This window comes from Rhodococcus sp. 5G237 (genome assembly GCF_053764735.1).
On sequence record NZ_JBSNCD010000010.1, the window covers coordinates 70934 to 87826 of the forward strand.

The 16893-nt window shown below is 69.3% G+C and carries 17 protein-coding genes; 3 read left to right on the forward strand and 14 right to left on the reverse strand.

Translation table 11 applies throughout. From position 1 onward, the window contains the following. Positions 1-102 precede the first annotated feature (102 nt). Entirely contained in the window at positions 103-1140 is a 1038-nt protein-coding gene (gene fbaA, locus ACWPOC_RS21860; RefSeq protein ID WP_455409324.1) for a class II fructose-bisphosphate aldolase, read from the reverse strand. Positions 1141-1277: 137 nt separating this feature from the next. Between fbaA and ACWPOC_RS21865 the strand changes: the two genes are divergently transcribed. Beyond that, on the forward strand, positions 1278-2045 hold the full coding sequence (locus tag ACWPOC_RS21865) for a VTT domain-containing protein (protein WP_120280211.1): 768 nt from the start codon (positions 1278-1280) through the stop codon (positions 2043-2045). A 97-nt stretch (positions 2046-2142) separates the two neighbouring features. Here ACWPOC_RS21865 and ACWPOC_RS21870 read toward each other — a convergent pair whose 3' ends face one another. From ACWPOC_RS21870 to ACWPOC_RS21885, 4 genes are all read right to left on the reverse strand, one after another. Beyond that, positions 2143-3285, reverse strand: coding sequence for a glycoside hydrolase family 76 protein (locus ACWPOC_RS21870; RefSeq protein ID WP_120283633.1), 1143 nt, complete (start codon positions 3283-3285; stop codon positions 2143-2145). Positions 3286-3362: 77 nt separating this feature from the next. Next, positions 3363-4049 carry a TrmH family RNA methyltransferase gene (locus ACWPOC_RS21875; protein ID WP_120280212.1) on the reverse strand — a complete coding sequence of 229 codons (687 nt, stop codon included), beginning with the start codon at positions 4047-4049 and terminating at the stop codon, positions 3363-3365. Between the two features lie 2 nt (positions 4050-4051). Beyond that, positions 4052-4660 (reverse strand): hypothetical protein, encoded by a 609-nt coding sequence (locus ACWPOC_RS21880; protein ID WP_120280213.1) that lies wholly within the window; start codon positions 4658-4660, stop codon positions 4052-4054. Positions 4661-4719: 59 nt separating this feature from the next. After that, entirely contained in the window at positions 4720-5502 is a 783-nt protein-coding gene (locus ACWPOC_RS21885; RefSeq protein WP_455409325.1) for an SDR family oxidoreductase, read from the reverse strand. Positions 5503-5569: 67 nt separating this feature from the next. On the opposite strand from ACWPOC_RS21885, the gene ACWPOC_RS21890 reads away from it, so the two are divergent. Next, positions 5570-6010: a hypothetical protein gene (locus tag ACWPOC_RS21890; RefSeq protein ID WP_006552995.1), complete on the forward strand. Its 441-nt coding sequence runs from the start codon at positions 5570-5572 to the stop codon at positions 6008-6010. On the opposite strand, the gene ACWPOC_RS21895 is transcribed toward ACWPOC_RS21890, so the two are convergent. The 9 genes from ACWPOC_RS21895 to clpB form a co-directional block, all read right to left on the reverse strand. Further along, on the reverse strand, positions 6001-6729 hold the full coding sequence (locus ACWPOC_RS21895; protein ID WP_120283635.1) for a lysoplasmalogenase family protein: 729 nt from the start codon (positions 6727-6729) through the stop codon (positions 6001-6003). The genes ACWPOC_RS21890 and ACWPOC_RS21895 overlap by 10 nt on opposite strands. 40 nt (positions 6730-6769) lie before the next feature. Next, on the reverse strand, positions 6770-7891 hold the full coding sequence (galK, locus tag ACWPOC_RS21900; RefSeq protein WP_455409326.1) for a galactokinase: 1122 nt from the start codon (positions 7889-7891) through the stop codon (positions 6770-6772). Further along, positions 7888-9003 (reverse strand): galactose-1-phosphate uridylyltransferase, encoded by a 1116-nt coding sequence (galT, locus tag ACWPOC_RS21905; RefSeq protein ID WP_455409327.1) that lies wholly within the window; start codon positions 9001-9003, stop codon positions 7888-7890. The genes galK and galT overlap by 4 nt, the downstream gene beginning before the upstream one ends. A gap of 4 nt (positions 9004-9007) precedes the next feature. Further along, positions 9008-9547 (reverse strand): orotate phosphoribosyltransferase, encoded by a 540-nt coding sequence (gene pyrE / locus ACWPOC_RS21910; protein WP_016691489.1) that lies wholly within the window; start codon positions 9545-9547, stop codon positions 9008-9010. An 86-nt stretch (positions 9548-9633) separates the two neighbouring features. After that, positions 9634-10221, reverse strand: a complete 588-nt coding sequence (locus tag ACWPOC_RS21915) for a LemA family protein (protein ID WP_455409359.1) — start codon at positions 10219-10221, stop codon at positions 9634-9636. A gap of 140 nt (positions 10222-10361) precedes the next feature. Then, positions 10362-11162: an SDR family NAD(P)-dependent oxidoreductase gene (locus tag ACWPOC_RS21920; RefSeq protein WP_455409328.1), complete on the reverse strand. Its 801-nt coding sequence runs from the start codon at positions 11160-11162 to the stop codon at positions 10362-10364. Between the two features lie 54 nt (positions 11163-11216). After that, positions 11217-11876: a type III secretion system chaperone family protein gene (locus ACWPOC_RS21925; RefSeq protein WP_006553002.1), complete on the reverse strand. Its 660-nt coding sequence runs from the start codon at positions 11874-11876 to the stop codon at positions 11217-11219. 29 nt (positions 11877-11905) lie between these two features. Next, positions 11906-12817, reverse strand: coding sequence for a hypothetical protein (locus tag ACWPOC_RS21930; protein ID WP_120280218.1), 912 nt, complete (start codon positions 12815-12817; stop codon positions 11906-11908). Between the two features lie 67 nt (positions 12818-12884). Next, complete coding sequence (gene clpB, locus ACWPOC_RS21935; RefSeq protein ID WP_455409329.1) at positions 12885-15440, reverse strand: ATP-dependent chaperone ClpB; 2556 nt, start codon at positions 15438-15440, stop codon at positions 12885-12887. 270 nt (positions 15441-15710) lie between these two features. Between clpB and ACWPOC_RS21940 the strand changes: the two genes are divergently transcribed. Further along, positions 15711-16871, forward strand: coding sequence for an FAD-binding oxidoreductase (locus ACWPOC_RS21940; protein ID WP_120283639.1), 1161 nt, complete (start codon positions 15711-15713; stop codon positions 16869-16871). The last annotated feature ends 22 nt before the right edge of the window (positions 16872-16893 follow it).

Genomic DNA, 16893 nt, shown 5'->3' on the forward strand with positions numbered 1-16893 from the left:
AGTCGTCGTTCGCCCTCCGCGTGTCGCGACGATTTCTGCACACCGTAGGGACGACGAAGGGCGCCGACGGCAACGTCGGCGCCCTTCGTCTATCGGTGGGTCCTACTTGGCCGAGACCGAGCGTCCCGCCGACTTGAGGTCGTTGCAGGCCTCGATGACACGCTGCGTCATGGACGCCTCGGCCTTCTTGAGGTAGCTGCGCGGGTCGTAGGTCTTCTTGTTACCGACCTCGCCGTCGATCTTGAGCACACCGTCGTAATTGGTGAACATGTGTGCCGCGATGGGGCGGGTGAACGCGTACTGCGTGTCGGTGTCGACGTTCATCTTCACGACGCCGTAGCTCAGCGCCTCGTCGATCTCCGACTTCAGCGAGCCCGAGCCGCCGTGGAAGACGAGGTCGAACGGCTTCGAACCCTCCGGAAGGCCCAGCTTCTTCGACGCGACGGCCTGACCTTCGGCGAGGACGGACGGCTTGAGCTTGACGTTGCCCGGCTTGTAGACGCCGTGGACGTTGCCGAAGGTCGCAGCGAGCAGGTACTGGCCCATGTCGCCGGCGCCGAGCGCGTCGACGGTCTTCTCGAAGTCCTCGACCGTGGTGTAGAGCTTGTCGTTGATGGCGTTCTCGACGCCGTCCTCTTCACCGCCGACGACGCCGATCTCGATCTCGAGGATGATCTTCGCGGCCTTGGCGGCAGCGAGGAGCTCCTGCGCGATCTCGAGGTTCTCGTCGATCGGGATGGCCGAGCCGTCCCACATGTGCGACTGGAACAGCGGGTTCTGTCCGTTGTTCACACGCTCCTGCGAGATCGCGATGAGCGGGCGGACGAAGCCGTCGAGCTTGTCCTTCGGGCAATGGTCGGTGTGCAGAGCGATCGTCACGTCGTACTTCTCGGCGACGACGTGGGCGAACTCGGCGAGCGCGACGGCACCGGTGACCATGTCCTTCACACCCAGGCCCGAGCCGAACTCGGCGCCACCGGTCGAGAACTGGATGATGCCGTCGCTGCCGGCGTCCGCGAAGCCCTTGATGGCGGCGTTGATCGTTTCGGACGAGGTGCAGTTGATGGCCGGGAACGCGAAGGAATGCTCCTTGGCGCGGGCGATCATCTCGGCGTAGACCTCGGGAGTCGCGATAGGCACAGCGGCTGTCCTCCAGATGAGAGTCGATCGGCATCCCACCGGGGTGTGGTGGGTGCCCGGTTGTCCTTGCAGTATGTCAAGTGACACGCCTCCTCGATACTCGGGCCGTCCGGGTCGGTGTCGGGATTCGGGGAGAGGTGGACGCCGCCGGTACCCTGGATCGCGTGACTGTGCTCGAAGCCTCGGAGTCCGTGACCAATCTGGCCCTGCTACCGGGGTTTCTGGATCCTGTCAATCTACTCAATTCGTTCGGTACCTGGATGCTCATCGGGCTGCTGCTCGTGGTGTTCATCGAATCCGGTCTGCTGTTCCCGCTGCTGCCCGGCGACTCGCTGCTGTTCACCGCGGGCCTGATCGCGGCCGCCAAGTCGGCGGAGGTCGAACCGTTCGCCCCTTTGTGGGTGCTGATGGTGACGATTCCGATCGCCGCGGTCCTCGGCGACCAGGTCGGCTATCTCATCGGAGCGAAGGGCGGAACCAGGCTGTTCAAGCCGGACTCGAAGCTCTTCAAGCAGGCCTACATCGACGAAGCGCACCGCTTCTTCCTGCGACACGGACCCGCGATGATCTTCCTGGCACGTTTCGTGCCGATCGTGCGCACCTACGCCCCGCTCGTCGCGGGCGCCGCGAAGATGCCCTACCGCGTGTTCATCACCTACAACATCATCGGCGGCATCGTGTGGGGCGCCGGCGTGACGCTGCTCGGCTACCTGCTGGGACAGATCAGCTTCATCGCCGACAACATCGACATCATCTTCCTGGGCATCGTGTTCGTCTCGGTCATCCCGATCATCACCGAGGTCGGCAAGCGCGTGCTCAGCTCGCGTCGGGCCAAGAACGGTGAGGCGCCGGCCGCCGAGACCGAGGCCGCGACGATGCCGATCAACCGCATCGACAGCAAGTAGGAACGGTCCTCACACCGCAGAAGGTGGATTCCGCCCGTCGAACGAACGGGTCGGAATCCACCTTCTTCCGTTTCATGACCGCGACGCGGCTGTCGTTTCATGACCGCGACGCGGTGACGGCGTAGGCAGCTTCCATGAGCATCCACCCGCCGAGCTGCACCGACATGTCGCGTTCGGCGACGGCCGACTCGCGGACGGTGCCGCCCGCGAACCGCGCGACCGACGTGCCCAGACCGGGCAGCCGCGCCTGCCGCGACCAGTCGCGGCCGAAGACCGGCAGCTCCTCGACCTGCAGTCGGTTCTCCCAGGCGGCCTCCGCCGACGCCAGCACGATGCGTGCCGCGGCGTTGCGGGCGCGGATGTCGTCGCCGTCGACGACGGGCAGTGTCGTGGCGACCATCGCGAGGTAGCGGGCCAGGATCCCGTTGAACAGTCCCCCGTCGCCGCCTCCCCCGCCGGTGACGACGCTGCGTTCGGTGAGATGATCGTCGACCGCGGCGACGAGCGCGTGGACCCTGCGGCGGTGCCGGGGGTCGTCGAGCTGCAGGGCGAGTTCGGTCTCGAGGCCGAGCGTCACCCCCTGGCAGTAGCTGTAGATCGCGCGTTCGTGCACGCCGTCGCGGATGCCGTCCAGGACGAGACCCGTCTCGGGGTCGAGCAGCACGTCGTGGATCCAGTCGGCCATCTCCTCGGCGCGGTAGACCTTGCCGGTGCGGGCGAGCAGCAACGCCGCCGGACCGTTCGCGGGGGCGTTGAAGAAGTTGTCCCGCCGACGCCACGGGATGCCGCCCCCGCGCTCGGGTTGCCACGCGTCGACGAGCTCGTCGACGAGGGTCGCGATCGCGCCCCGGTGGTCGACGTAGAGATGCCGTTCGGCCCGTTCGAGCGACAGGCCGAGCCACGCCATGTCGTCGTAGTAGTTGTTGGTCCAGCCGGTGAGATTGCGGATGCGGTGGGTGCGCGCGAGCCGCACGACACGGCGCCGGCGACGCGGGGTGGCGTCGCGCTCGGCGGCGTCGACGGCGGTGTCGATCAGGTGCGCCTGCCACCAGTAGTGCCAGGAGAAGAACAGCCGCTCACGTCGGACGGCGGGCCAGCCGACCACCCCGAGCGCGGTGCCGGGGAGGGCCCAGAGACGACGGATGTGCCGCGACACGATGGCACCCTCTGCGGCGTCGGCCCGCTCCGACCACCGGGCGGCCTCGACTCCGTCCGAACGCTGTCCTGCTGCGGTGTTCATCACCCTCCACACTGCCCGACCGGCGGCCGCCCCGACGACGGTCCGCGCGACTTTCATCCCGGAATGCGGGGCAGGTGTTACCAGGCGTCCGAGAAATCGGCGTGCTGCCGGATCCACGCGTGCATCGCGATGCCCGCGGCGACACCCGCGTTGATCGACCGTGTGGAGCCGAACTGGGCGATGGAGACCGTCATCGAGGCGACGTTGCGGGCTGCTTCGGTGACGCCGGGGCCCTCCTGCCCGAACAGCAGCAGGCAGCGGCGCGGCAGGGTCGCCGTCTCCAGCCGGACCGAGCCGGGGGTGTTGTCCACCGCGACGATCTCGAGGTCCTGTTCGGCCGCCCACGCGACGAGCGCGTCGACATCCGAGTGGTGGAGCAGGTGCTGGTAGCGGTCGGTGACCATCGCTCCGCGCCGGTTCCACCGGCGTCGTCCGACGATGTGCACGGTTCCCACGGCGAACGCATTGGCGGTGCGGACGACAGTTCCGATGTTCGCGTCGTGGGCGAAGTTCTCGATGGCGACGTGCAGCGGGTGCCGGCGACGGTCGATGTCCGCGACGATCGCCTCGCGGGTCCAGTAGCGGTAGGCGTCGACGACGTTGCGCCGGTCGCCGTGGGCGAGCAGCTCGGGGTCGTAGCGCGGGTCGATGGGCGGCTCGGTGCCGAACTCCTCGATCCACGGTCCGACGCCGTGCGGGTGCTCACCCCACTCGGTGGGGCCCGCCGCGTCCTCGACGGCCGGTTCGGAATGCGTGTCGGTCACCGTCAGAACGTCTCGTTCGAACCTGCTGCGACGCGGAAACCGTGGCCGGTGGCATCGTTGGTGCAGGTCACGTCGGCTGCGGTGGTGGCGCACGTGTAACCGAGCTGCGACAGCGACGATCCCGGCGGCAGGACGGGGCTCGCCCCGTCGGGCGACAGGTAGACCGGTCCGCCCGAGCACACGAACTCGCCTTCGCCGGAGTCCTGCACGCGGATGCCGAGTCCCCAGTTGACCATGCAGTCCTCGGGGCGCGGCGGGATCGGATCGGTCGGTCCCTCGCAGCCCGCCTCGGTGCGGGTGGGCAGCCGGACGATGCCGCATTCGAAGGTGCCGTCGGGGCTGCTGAAGTAGTACGACTCGTTGCGCTGGTACTCGACCTGCGCGAGCGGAGCGGGTTCCTCCGGGGAGGTCTCCGGCTCGGGAGCCGGTTCGGTCGTCGACGGGGTCGTCTCCTCGGTGGTGCTCGGAGCGACCGTCGTGGGCGAGGTCGTCGAGGCAGCCGCCGAGGTCGTCGTCGACGTCGCTCCGGAGTCGGCCTCCGGCCCGTCCGCGGAGCCCCCGCATCCTGCGACGAACAGTGCCGCACCCGCGACGACTGCGACCGGCCACATCCGAATTCTCACGCAACACCCTTCCCGACGACGTGCGGGTGTCACTCTATCGAGCGGTGTCAGTGGCCGGTCAGGCGCCGGTTGACCAGGCGATTCATCCATCCGGGCGACACCTGGGCGAGTGTGGCGAGCACGGTCGCCTGCCGGCCCACGGGCCTGTGCACCCGTCCCGAGCGCCGCGTGGGGCGGGTCGCGTCGAACACCGCGCGGGCGACGTCGTCGGCGCGGAGGTTCACGCCCAGTGAGCGTCGCGAGCCGATATCCATCCCGTCGACCATGTTCGTGTCGACGAACAGCGGCCACAGCGCCTGCACCTTGATGTCGTGGCGTGCCCACTCGAGTTCGAGTGCTTCGGTCAGACCGCGCACCGCGAACTTGGTAGCGCTGTAGGTGGCGAGCTCAGGTTGTCCGTAGAGCGCCGACGCCGAGCACATGTTCACGATGTGCGCGCCGGGGGTGTCGCGGAGATACGGGAAGGCCGCGTGGCAGCCAAGGACGACACCGGTGACGTTGACGTCGACGAGCTGGCGGTGCCGACTCGCCGGGATGTCCTCGAACGGCCCGGACGACAGCAGCCCGGCGTTGTTGACGAGGACGTCGAGCCGACCGTCGGTGCAGAAGTCCTCGAGGGCGCGGGTCCACGCGGAGGTGTCGGTGACGTCGAGGGCACCGGTGACGATCCGCCCTGCGGCGATCGAGGCGCCCTCCTCGGCGAGGCTCGCAAGCCCCACGGTGTCGATGTCGAAGGCACCGACGCGGTAACCGTGACGGGCGAAGAACAGGGCGGTGGAGCGACCGATACCGGCGGCGGCGCCGGTGATCACCACGTTGGGAGCGGACATGGCATCACCCTAATCACGGGCGGAAGCCGACGGGGCCGAGCGGGGATAGGCTGGAACCGGAGGAGCTGTGAATCGTCGTATCGTCGCTACTGTCGGATTCGTCACCGCGGGATATGTCGTCGTTCTCGCGTTGTGGCTGAACCTGTTTCTGCCGATCTCCGAACCGGGCACCGAGGGCTTCCAGGTGGTCTTCCTCGTCTGTCTGTACGGCACCGTGCTCGGCCTGTCCTTGGCGCTCGCGGGTCGGAGTTCGAAGGTCATGCGCCGCATCGAACGCGAGGGTTACGAGGGATGGGCGATCATCCGTTCCGCGACCCCGCTCGATCTGACCTCGACCGGTCAGCTGACCCGGCTCGATCTCGAGCTCACGGTGCCCGGTTCGGAGTCCTATCGCGGCACGGTCGTCTACGAGGTCGACCGTCGCAACCTGCAGCGCTACGCGCCCGGCGAGGTCGTGAGCATCTGGGTGGACCCGCTCGACCGCGACCGGATCGTCCTCTATCCCTGACTGTCCCGGCTCGTGAGAGCGAGAAGCCCTTCCACGAGCAGCAGCTGGGCCACGACGTAGGTGGCCAGCACGAATCCTTCCGCTGCCGCGCGCGTCTTCTCGTCCTTCAGCAGGGTGCGGCGCACGACGATCGATCCGTCGGACAGCGTGAAGATCAGGCCGCCGAGACCGAGCCGACTGCGCCGGTCGGAACCCGGCACGGGCAGACCCGCGCGCACGCGCGCACCGGGCGCGAGGGCAGGGTCTCCGGCGAGGGTCGCGGTGGTGGCGAGCAGGGCGCCGTATCCGGTCAGCGGCGCGGCCACCGAGCGGTTGCGGGCGGCGAGCAGACCGGCCGCACCGGCGAGAGCGCCGGCACGCTGCACCGCGACCGGCGTCGAGACCCGCGCACCGCGCCGGACGAGGATGCTCGAGTAGGCGGTCTGCATGACGCCGAAACAGGCTGCACCGCTCAGGATCCGACGGTCCTCGTCGGAGCGGATCATCGCGATGTCACCGAGGGTGGCGGCTGCGAGACCCGCAACCAGCAGGGCGGTGTCGGCGCGATCGGTGTCGCGGGAGCGGCGCAGCACCCGCACGCCGAGCGCCGGTGCGATGAGTGGTTTGGCGATCTGCTGCAACTTCTCGTTCCCCGTCACTCCCCCGACGACGGTGGCGGCCGACGCCGCCGCGAACACCGCGTGCTCGACGCCCCATCTCTTGCGACTGAACCAACCCATGCGCGCACAGTACCCGGCTGCGTTGATCATCCCGCAAGCTTCAGCAGCGGCGCGCACCGCCGGACGCCGTGGCGCGCAGGAAGGTCGGCGCCGGCAGGTCGCCACGTGCAGCGGCGTCGGCGACGGCCTGCCGCACCGAGTCCACGCGGTCGTCCTCGCACAGCACGATCGCCGACCCGCCGAAACCGCCACCCACCATCCGGGCGCCGAGCGCACCGGCAGCGACGGCCGCGTCGACGGCGGTGTCGAGTTCGAGGCAGCTGACCTCGAAGTCGTCGCGCAACGAGCGGTGCGACGCGTCGAGCAACGGTCCGAGATCCCGGATCTGCCCTGCCCGCAACAACTCCGCAGCCTCCTGAACGCGGGCGATCTCGTCGATCACGTGCCGGGCGCGGCGACGCAGGACGGGATCGTCGATCGGGCCCGCCGACGAGGCGTCGCGCAAGCTCTCCACGCCGAGGATGCGGGTGGCGTCCTCGACCTCACGGCGGCGCTGTCCGTACTGTCCGTCGGCGAGCTCGTGTCCGGTGCCGGTGTCGACGACCAGCACGGTCAGCCCGCGGGCTTCCGCGTCGAACGGGATGTGTTCGCTGCTGCCGTCGGCGAAGTCGAGGAGCAGCGCGTGGCCGGGACGTGCGTGGAGGGCGATCCGCTGGTCGAGTCCGCCGGTAGGGGCACCGGCGTAGTCGTTCTCCGCGCGCACACACGCCGCGGCGAGCCGGTCACGGCCGTCGTCGTCGAGGGGCAGCCCGCACAGGTCGGCGAGCGCCACCGCGATCGACGTCTCGAGCGCTGCAGACGACGAGAGCCCTGCCCCGACGGGCACGTCCGACGCGACCGCGATGTCCGCGCCGGTGAATCCCGGCGGGTCGAGCGTCCAGATCACGCCTGCGACGTAGGCGGCCCAACCGTCGACGTGCCGGTCGCGCAGATCGAGGTCGACGCTGTCGAAACCGGAACTGCGCACGCGCAGCACGTGATCGGAGCGCCGACGCACCGCGACGATCGTGACCTGCGGGATCGCCATCGGCAGGCACAGACCCCCGGCGTAGTCGACGTGCTCGCCGATGAGATTGACGCGCCCGGGGGCGCACCAACAGCCCTCGGGTTCGGTGCCGAACTCGGCTGTGAACAGTGCGCGGGCGGTCGCTACGAGTGTCATCGCGCCACCTCACGCAGGCGTTCGGCGATCCGTTCGGGGGTGGTGTCGCTGATCCACGCGCCCATCGCGGATTCGGACCCGGCGAGATATTTCAGCTTGTCCGGGGCGCGGCGCAACGAGAAGATCTGGCAGAACAGTCGCACGTCCCCATGAGGTGCACCGACCGGTGCCTGGTGCCAGGCGGCGATGTAGGGGGCGCGGTCGACTCCGGGGAAGAATCGGTCGACGCGGCCGAGCAGGTCGCGCTGGAGGCGGGCGAGTTCGTCGCGTTCGTGCTCGTCGAGGGCGGCGAGATCCGGGATGTCGCGGTGCGGGACGAGGTGCACCTCGACGGGCCAGCGTGCCGCGGCGGGAACGTAGGCCGACCACGCGTCGCCGGAGAACACGAGCCTGGTGCCGGCGCGTCGTTCGGCGTCGAGGATGTCGCTCTGCAGCGACCTCCCGGTCCGCCGGCGATGCTCGCGGGCGCGGTCGAGCACGGCCTGCGAGCGTGGTGGGACGAACGGGTAGGCGTAGATCTGTCCGTGCGGATGCTGCAGTGTCACACCGATTTCCACACCGCGGTTCTCGAAACAGAAGACCTGCTCGACGTCCGGTAGCTGCGACAACTCGGCGGTGCGGGTGGCGAGCGCATCGATGACGGTGCGCGCCCGGGACACGGAGAGGTCGGCGAACCGGGCGTCGTGGTCGGGGGTGAACGCGACGACCTCGCAGCGGCCGGTCGCCGGTCGTCGCGGCCACAGACCGTCGTCGTCGACGAGATCCTCGTCGAATGGGGGCGCCCCGAGCGACGGGAAACGGTTCTCGAACACGACGACGTCGTAGTCGTCGGCCGGGATCTCGGTGCACGCATCGGCCCTGCTCGGACACAGCGGGCAGTCGACGGCCGACGGCAGGAAGGTGCGCTCCATGCGGTGCGCCGCGAAGGTGACCCACTCCCCCGTCAGCGGGTCGCGGCGCATCTCGGAGGCCGCCGCAACAGGCGGCAGGTCGCGGCGGTCGTGGAGGTCGCGGGTCGCGGCACCGGAGACGAACGGCTCGGTGTCGTCGAAGTAGATCAGTTCCCGGCCGTCGGCGAGATGCGTGACGGTCTGCCGGACCCGCGCCCCCACGCGGCTACTTGTCGTCCAGACCCAGGTCGGCGAGGCCGAGCAGGGAACGGTACTCGACGCCCTCGGCGGCGATGACCTCGTCGGCGCCGGTCGCGCGGTCGACGACGGTCGCGACACCCACGACGATCGCGCCGGCCTCGCGCAGCGCCTTGACGGCGGTGAGGGGCGAGTTGCCGGTGGTGGTGGTGTCCTCGACGACGAGCACACGCTTGCCGGTGACATCCGGTCCCTCGATCTGCCGCTGCATGCCGTGGGCCTTGGCGGCCTTGCGGACGACGAAGGCGTCGATGGGCCGGCCGGGGGCGTGCATCACGGCGAGAGCGACGGGGTCGGCACCCATGGTCAGGCCACCGACGGCGTCGAAGTCCCAGTCGGAGACGAGTTCGCGCAGGAGCTTGCCGATGAGCGGGCCGGCCTTGTGGTGCAGGGTCGCGCGGCGCAGGTCGACGTAGTAGTCGGCTTCCTTACCGGACGACAGGGTCACGCGGCCGTGTACCACCGCCAGCTCGCGTACCAGTGCTGCCAGTTCGTCGCGGTCACTCATTGCGTCCTCACCCGTCGTTCGGCGGCGCGACGCCGGTGCGGTCGCGCTCGTGTCGGGGAACGAGCCTAGTCGCTGCGGATCGCAGGTCAGGCAGCGACGGTGCCGGAGGTCGCCTCGGACTCCGGCCGGACGTCGCTCTCGACGATCTCCGCCTCGACGGTCTCGGGCTTCCGCGCCGGTTCGGATGCGGCGACGGGCGCGGGCGCCTCGAACAGCACGACCGGTCCGACGGCCGCGAGCTTCGCGAACAGCGAGGTGGGGAATCGGCCGACCGCGGTGTTCAGGGCGCCGCCGAGGTCGTTGTGCACGCGGACGGCGCCGGCGATGCGCTGCTCGCGGGTCTGCAGTTCCCGGGCAACCCGGATGAACGGCCAGTGGTTGACCCCTTCGAGTCCACCGATCAGCTCGTGGAGCGTCGCGGACAGCGCGTTCTCGGCGCCGGCGCGTTCGGTGAGGCCGAGACGCTGGTCGCGCATGCCGATGGCGAGCGACCGGGCGCCGACGACGGGCCGGATGCGCTCACGTTCGACACCGGCACCGGCCGACGCCGCGATGAGCGCGGGCACGAGATCGTAGCGGTCGTCGAGTTCGTGGAGGAGCAGACGCAGGCTCTCCCGCTGGCGTTGCTGCAACGTCCGAAGACGGCGCACGCCTGCGCGCAACCAGAGCACCACCGCAACCACGACAGCAACACAGAGCACCACAGCCACAGACGTCACGCGCAGAAATGTACCGAGCGCACGAATCGCGTCGAAGACTGCACCCGGCGTGTCCTACACGGTGTATCCGTACCGTGATCTGGCAACGCCCGCCGTCAGTTCGTCCGTGGTGATCGGTTGCGGCCGCGACCGTTGCCGAAGGTATTGGTCAGCTTCCGCACGAGGTTCTGCGGCACCAGTCGTCCCGCCGTGGCGAGCACCTTGTACTGCAGCCCGGGGATGCTGCGGACCTTGCCCTTGTCGAGGTCGGCGAGCGAGGTGCGCACCACCTCGTCGACGTCGAGCCACATCAGGTTCGGGGTGGACGACATGTCGATCCCGGCACGCCGATGGAATTCGGTGCGCACGAAGCCGGGGCACAGTGCCTGCACCCGCACGCCCGTGCCGGCGAGACCACCGGCCAGCCCTTCGGTGAACGACACGACATAGGCCTTGCTGCCGGAGTAGGTGGAACCGCGCCCGGGCAGCAGACCGGCCACGCTCGCGACGTTGACGATGTCGCCCCTGCCCGCCTCGATCATCGACGGGAGCGCGGCGCGGGTGAACGCGACAACCGAGGTGACGTTGACGTCGAGCTGCGCCTGCAGCAGGGCCGGATCGGCGGTCCAGAACTCGCCGGTCGTGCCGAATCCGGCGTTGTTGACGAGCATGTCGACACCGCGACCGAGGCGCTCGACGACGAGATCGCGACCGTCGGCGGCCGCCAGGTCGGCGACGATGATCTCCGATGCCGCCCCGAACTTCTGCTTCAGCTCGGCGGCGAGTTCGTCGAGGGCGGGACGGGTGCGGGCGACGAGCACGAGGTCGTAACCGCGACTCGCGAGTGTGCGGGCGAAACCCGCACCGATTCCCGAGGTGGGGCCGGTCACGAGCGCGACGGGGCGGGCGGAAGTCATGGCCGCCACACTAACGACACGCAGCGTGCGCGACCACCTCTCGGAAATCCTCGCTCAGTGGCGAGCGGAGGGCCGACCCGGATCCTGCGAACCCCGGTCGAGTTCCTCGGGTTCGACGACGGGCGGCAGCACGTGGAGGATGCCCGACAAACGCGCGACGGTCTCGATGGCCGAGTCCCATTCGCGTCCGGAGCTGCCGACGGGGATCGAGCCGAGCGTCCACTCGCCTTCGCTCCACAGCATCTGCACGTGGTCGGGGATGGACTCGGTGAACGCGACCATCCGCTGGTCGCACACGCGTCGCGCGATCTCGAGGTCGGTGGCGAAGACGATGCGCGGGCCGATCGAACCGAGCAGGTTCATGTCGGGGTCCTTCGGCGGCGGCGTCGACTTGAGCCGCAGATCGATGTCGACGTCGGAGCCGACCTTGCGCCGGACCGCGATGATCGTCGCGGTCTCCTCGATGTCGAACAGGACGAACTCCTCGCCGCGGCGAACCCCACGGACGATGTCGATCGCGCCGAGATATTCCTGCTTGGCGAGCGCCGCGCGGTGCCAGGTGGACGGCAGGTGGTCCTCGGCGGAGGTGTACTTGTAGCCCTGCGCCTTGGCCCAGATCTCCCGGATACGACCCGACTGTTCCCGCCGCGTCCGGTCGACGTAGAGCAGCGCGACCGCACCCAGCAGTGCGACCGCGGCCAGAGAGAACCACATGACAGTCATCGTCGAGTCAGCCTAGCGGGTCAGCGGCCCGAACCACCGAAGGATGGGAGGGACGCGCTGACGACGGTCTCGGCGGTCATCCGTCCCTGCTCGACGGCACTGCCGGTCGCCACGGCGGTCGCTCCGACCTCGAGGCTGTCGGCGGTGTTGCCGGTCAGGGTGATGATCTCGGTGTCGGGGGTGAGGACGACGGTGACCGTCGAACCACCGATGACGCCGAGGGTGATGCTGCCGCCGTCGTTCGCGGTGATCGTGCCCACGACCGCGCCCGCGTCGCCCATGACCTCGCCGAGTCCGCCCGGGATCCGGTCGAGCGGCAGTCCCGGTGTGGTCGGTTCGGGTGCCGGCGGGAGAGTCGCCGTCGGCGGGGGCGCGACGGTGGCCGGGGCGCGATCCGACGCGACCCGCGAAGTGGAGTCGTCGGGCCGGCTGAGCAGGAAGCCGATGGTGCCGCCGAGCGCGATGAGGACCACCGCGGCGAGCGCGATCAGTCCCCAGCGCGGGCCGCGCGGCTTCCCGGCATCCGCGCCGGGTACCGGACCCGTGGGTGGCTGCCCGGGGATTCCGTGCCCCGGCGTTCCCGGTCCCGGGTTCATCGCCGTCTGCGGGTTACCGGGGTCGTATCCGGGGAGCACCTGTGTGGGCTGATAGCCGTGCGGAGGCGGGTAGCCCGGCTGAGGCGGATACGGCTGTTGCGACGGAGGACCCTGGGGGGAGAGATAGGCCTGGGTGGGCTGGTACTCGCTCCCCTGCGCGCCCCACTGCTCGTAGCGGGTGTACGCGACCGTCGGGTTGGTGACCGGCCGCCCGTACGCCTCGGTCGGGTCGTCGGTGTGCAGCACACGGGTCGCGTCGTCGTCCGTCCCGTTCGACGACTCGTCGAGTGCGTAGGCCCGTTCCTGCGGGGTGCGCGGATCCTGGGGATTCGTCATAACGCCTTCCAGAGTAGGCGCGCGCGGCCCCGGCGGCTTCTGCCACCGAGGCCGCGCACCGGGGCCGTCAGGCGCTGATCACGAGGTGGTCGCCGTCCTCGCTGACGCCCACGTGGACGGTGTCTCCGTCCTTGATCTCACCGGCGAGCAGCTTCTTGGCGAGCTGGTCGCCGACCGCCTGCTGGATCAGGCGGCGCAACGGACGTGCACCGTACTGCGGGTCGTAGCCGCGTACCGCCAGCCAGAACCGCGCGGTGTTCGAGACGTCCAACGTCAGTCGCCGTGCCGACATGCGGTCGGCGAACTGGTCGAGCTGGATGTCGACGATCTTCTCGAGCTGCTCCTCCGAGAGCGGGTCGAAGATCACGACGTCGTCGAGCCGGTTGATGAACTCCGGCTTGAAGGCCGCCCGCACCGCCGCCATGATGTGCTCCCGATCGCCACCCGCACCGAGGTTCGACGTGAGGATCAGGATGGTGTTACGGAAGTCGACCGTGCGTCCCTGACCGTCGGTGAGACGACCGTCGTCGAGCACCTGCAGCAGCGTGTCGAAGACGTCCGGGTGGGCCTTCTCGACCTCGTCGAACAGCACCACCGTGTAGGGGCGGCGCCGCACGGCCTCGGTCAGCTGACCGCCGGCCTCGTAGCCGACGTAGCCCGGAGGCGCACCGACGAGGCGTGCCACCGAGTGCTTCTCGCTGTACTCGGACATGTCGATCCGCACCATGGCGCGTTCGTCGTCGAACAGGAAGTCGGCGAGCGCCTTCGCCAGCTCCGTCTTGCCGACACCGGTCGGGCCGAGGAACAGGAAGGACCCCGTCGGACGGTTCGGGTCGGCGACACCGGCACGTGCACGACGCACCGCGTCGGAGACGGCCTGCACCGCGACGTCCTGGCCGACGACCCGCTTGCGCAGTTCGTCCTCCATCCGCAGCAGCTTGGCGGTCTCGCCCTCGAGCATGCGGCCGGCGGGTATGCCGGTCCATGCCGCGACGACGTCGGCGACGTCGTCCGGGCCGACCTCCTCCTTGAGCATCAGGTCGCCACCGGCGGTGGTACCCGACGCGGCGGCTGCCGCCTCGAGCTTCTTCTCCAGCTCGGGGATGCGGCCGTAGCGCAGCTCGGCGGCCTTGCCGAGGTCGCCGTCGCGTTCGGCGCGTTCCTCCTCACCGCGCAGGGATTCGAGCTGTTCCTTGATCTCCCGCACGGAGTCGATCGCGGTCTTCTCGTTCTGCCAGCGCGTGGTGAGCTGGTTGAGCTTCTCCCGCTCATCGGCGAGTTCGGCGCGCAGCTTCTCGAGGCGTTCCTTCGAGGCCTCGTCGCTCTCCTTCTGCAACGCCATCTCCTCGATCTCGAGGCGACGGACGATGCGTTCGACGGTGTCGATCTCCTCGGGACGCGAGTCGATCTCCATCCGCAGGCGCGAGGCCGCCTCGTCGACGAGGTCGATGGCCTTGTCGGGCAGGAAGCGCGAGGTGATGTACCGGTCGGACAGCGTCGCCGCCGCGACGAGCGCGGAGTCGGTGATGCGCACGCCGTGGTGCACCTCGTAGCGCTCCTTGAGGCCGCGCAGGATGCCGACGGTGTCCTCGACACTCGGCTCCCCCACCAGAACCTGCTGGAAGCGGCGTTCGAGGGCCGCGTCCTTCTCGATGTACTTGCGGTACTCGTCGAGGGTTGTGGCACCGACCAGCCGCAGCTCACCGCGGGCGAGCATCGGCTTGATCATGTTGCCGGCGTCCATCGCCGACTCGCCGGTCGCGCCGGCACCGACGATGGTGTGGAGCTCGTCGATGAAGGTGATGATCTGCCCGGCCGATTCCTTGATCTCGTCGAGCACGGCCTTGAGGCGTTCCTCGAACTCGCCGCGGTACTTCGCGCCCGCGACCATCGAGCCGAGGTCGAGGGAGATGACGGTCTTGCCGCGCAGCGACTCGGGGACGTCCCCGGCGACGATGCGCTGGGCGAGGCCCTCGACGATGGCGGTCTTGCCGACACCCGGCTCACCGATGAGGACCGGGTTGTTCTTGGTCCTGCGGGAGAGCACCTGGACGACACGGCGGATCTCGTTGTCGCGACCGATGACCGGGTCGAGCTTGCCTTCGCGCGCCCGCGTCGTCAGATCGGTGGAGTACTTCTCCAGGGCCTGATAGCTGGCCTCGGGATCGGCGGAGGTCACGCGGCGGTTGCCGCGGACGGTCGTGAAGGCGTCGCGCAGGGCGGCCGGCGTCGCGCCGTGCCCGGCGAGGAGCTTCGCGACGTCGGAGTCGCCACCGGCGAGGCCGACGAGGACATGCTCGGTGGAGACGAATTCGTCGGTGAGTTCGGTGGCGAGTTTCTGCGCCGCGGTCATGGCCGCAATCGCCTCACGCCCGAGCTGTGGCGTGGTGGTCGCACCACTGGTCTGCGGAAGGCGACGGACGAGGTCCTCGGCTTCCCTGCGGACCGCGGCCGGGTCGACGCCCACCGCTTCGAGCAGCGGGCCGGCGATGCCGTCGGTCTGGTCGAGCAGTGCCACGAGCAGGTGTGCCGGACGGATCTCCGGGTTGCCCGCAGCGGACGCCGACTGAAGTGCGGCGGTGAGTGCGGCCTGGGTCTTGGTCGTCGGATTGAACGAGTCCACTGCGCGCCCCTTTCTTTCTCGGTGCACTCCACGCGCAGGCGAGTGCCCCATGTCGATTCTGCAGCCGATTCCCTGCATCGGGCAGGTCTCGGTGATGTCGAATTCTTCAACGGATCGTAAGTTGAGTTTGTTCCACTCAACTTTCCTGAGTGTAGTGACTCTGATCACAAACCGCTCGCAGGTTGTGACGGACCCGGAGGTCAGTGGCCGGGCGCCCTGCAACCGACTACAGTGGCGGCGTTCGCGCAGCACGGATACAGGGAGGATGGCGTGGAGGCTTTCGCCATCGCCCGGGTTCAGCTCAGCTTCGCGTCGATCATCGCCACCCCCACCGGAGCCGAACGGTTCGCGACGGCGTTCTACACCGCCATGTGGAGCGAGTCCACCGGCATCCGCTCACTGTTCCCCGCCGGCATGGAGTCGATGCGGCAGCGTTTCGCGACCGCGGTCGGCTGGGTCGTCGCCCGCCTCCACGAGCCGGGCACCGTCGACAGGTTCCTCGCCCAGCTCGCGCGCGACCACCGGAAGTACGGGGTCGAGCCGCTGCACTACCGCGTCGCGGGCAACGCACTGCTCGCCGCGGTCCGCGAATGCACTCCCCTGATCCTGTGGACGGCCGCGCTCGAACGCACATGGGCCGAGGTCGTCGACGGGGTCGTCGAGACGATGGCGACCGCCGCGGCCACCGACGACCTGCCCGCCTCGTGGGGCGCCACCGTCGTCGGCCACGAACGCGTGCTCCCCGATCTGGCGATCATCCGGCTCGAGGCCGACAGCCCGATCCCCTACTACGCGGGCCAGTACATGAGCGTGCAGATCCCGCAGCGCCCGCACATGTGGCGCTACCTGTCCGCCGCGATCCCCCCGAATCCGTACGGGCAGATCGAATTCCATGTCCGGCGGGTCTCCACCGGATGGGTGAGCCCCGCGCTCGTCGGCGAGACCGCCGTCGGCGACCGATGGACGATCGGCCCACCGCTCGGCGGCCTGCACGTCGACCGTGAGAGCGGCCAGGACGTGCTGATGATCGCGTCCGGCACCGGCCTCGCGCCGATGCGCGCCCAGATCATGGAGATGGCGATGCGCGGCGACAACCCGCGCGTCCACCTGTTCTACGGCGGCAAGTATCCGTGCGACCTGTACGACCTCGAGACACTGTGGCAGATCGCCACGACCAACCCGTGGCTGACCATCGTGCCGGTGCTCGAGGAGAAGGAGAACCCTTGGTGGCACCCGGTTCCCGTGAAGGAACCGCCCACCGGCCTCAACCGGCCGATGTACGGCAAGCTCGGTAAGGTCGCCGGGCAGTTCGGCACGTGGGCCGACCGTCAGATCCAGATCGCCGGGTCGCCGTCGATGATCCGCACGACGCTGTACGCGCTGTCGGCAGCGGGAACGCCGCGTCAGAACATCAGCTTCGACCCGCTCTGATCTGCTTGCGCAGCTTCCGTGC

Excerpts from the sequence above, each read along its gene's own strand:
- ACWPOC_RS21870 (WP_120283633.1), bottom strand. The coding sequence starts at position 3,285 with ATGAACACCGCAGCAGGACAGCGTTCGGACGGAGTCGAGGCCGCCCGG.
- ACWPOC_RS21880 (WP_120280213.1), bottom strand. The coding sequence starts at position 4,660 with ATGTGGCCGGTCGCAGTCGTCGCGGGTGCGGCACTGTTCGTCGCAGGA.
- ACWPOC_RS21885 (WP_455409325.1), bottom strand. The coding sequence starts at position 5,502 with ATGTCCGCTCCCAACGTGGTGATCACCGGCGCCGCCGCCGGTATCGGT.
- ACWPOC_RS21895 (WP_120283635.1), bottom strand. The coding sequence starts at position 6,729 with ATGGGTTGGTTCAGTCGCAAGAGATGGGGCGTCGAGCACGCGGTGTTC.
- galK (WP_455409326.1), bottom strand. The coding sequence starts at position 7,891 with ATGACACTCGTAGCGACCGCCCGCGCACTGTTCACAGCCGAGTTCGGC.
- pyrE (WP_016691489.1), bottom strand. The coding sequence starts at position 9,547 with ATGAGTGACCGCGACGAACTGGCAGCACTGGTACGCGAGCTGGCGGTG.
- ACWPOC_RS21920 (WP_455409328.1), bottom strand. The coding sequence starts at position 11,162 with ATGACTTCCGCCCGCCCCGTCGCGCTCGTGACCGGCCCCACCTCGGGA.
- ACWPOC_RS21925 (WP_006553002.1), bottom strand. The coding sequence starts at position 11,876 with ATGTGGTTCTCTCTGGCCGCGGTCGCACTGCTGGGTGCGGTCGCGCTG.
- ACWPOC_RS21930 (WP_120280218.1), bottom strand. The coding sequence starts at position 12,817 with ATGACGAATCCCCAGGATCCGCGCACCCCGCAGGAACGGGCCTACGCA.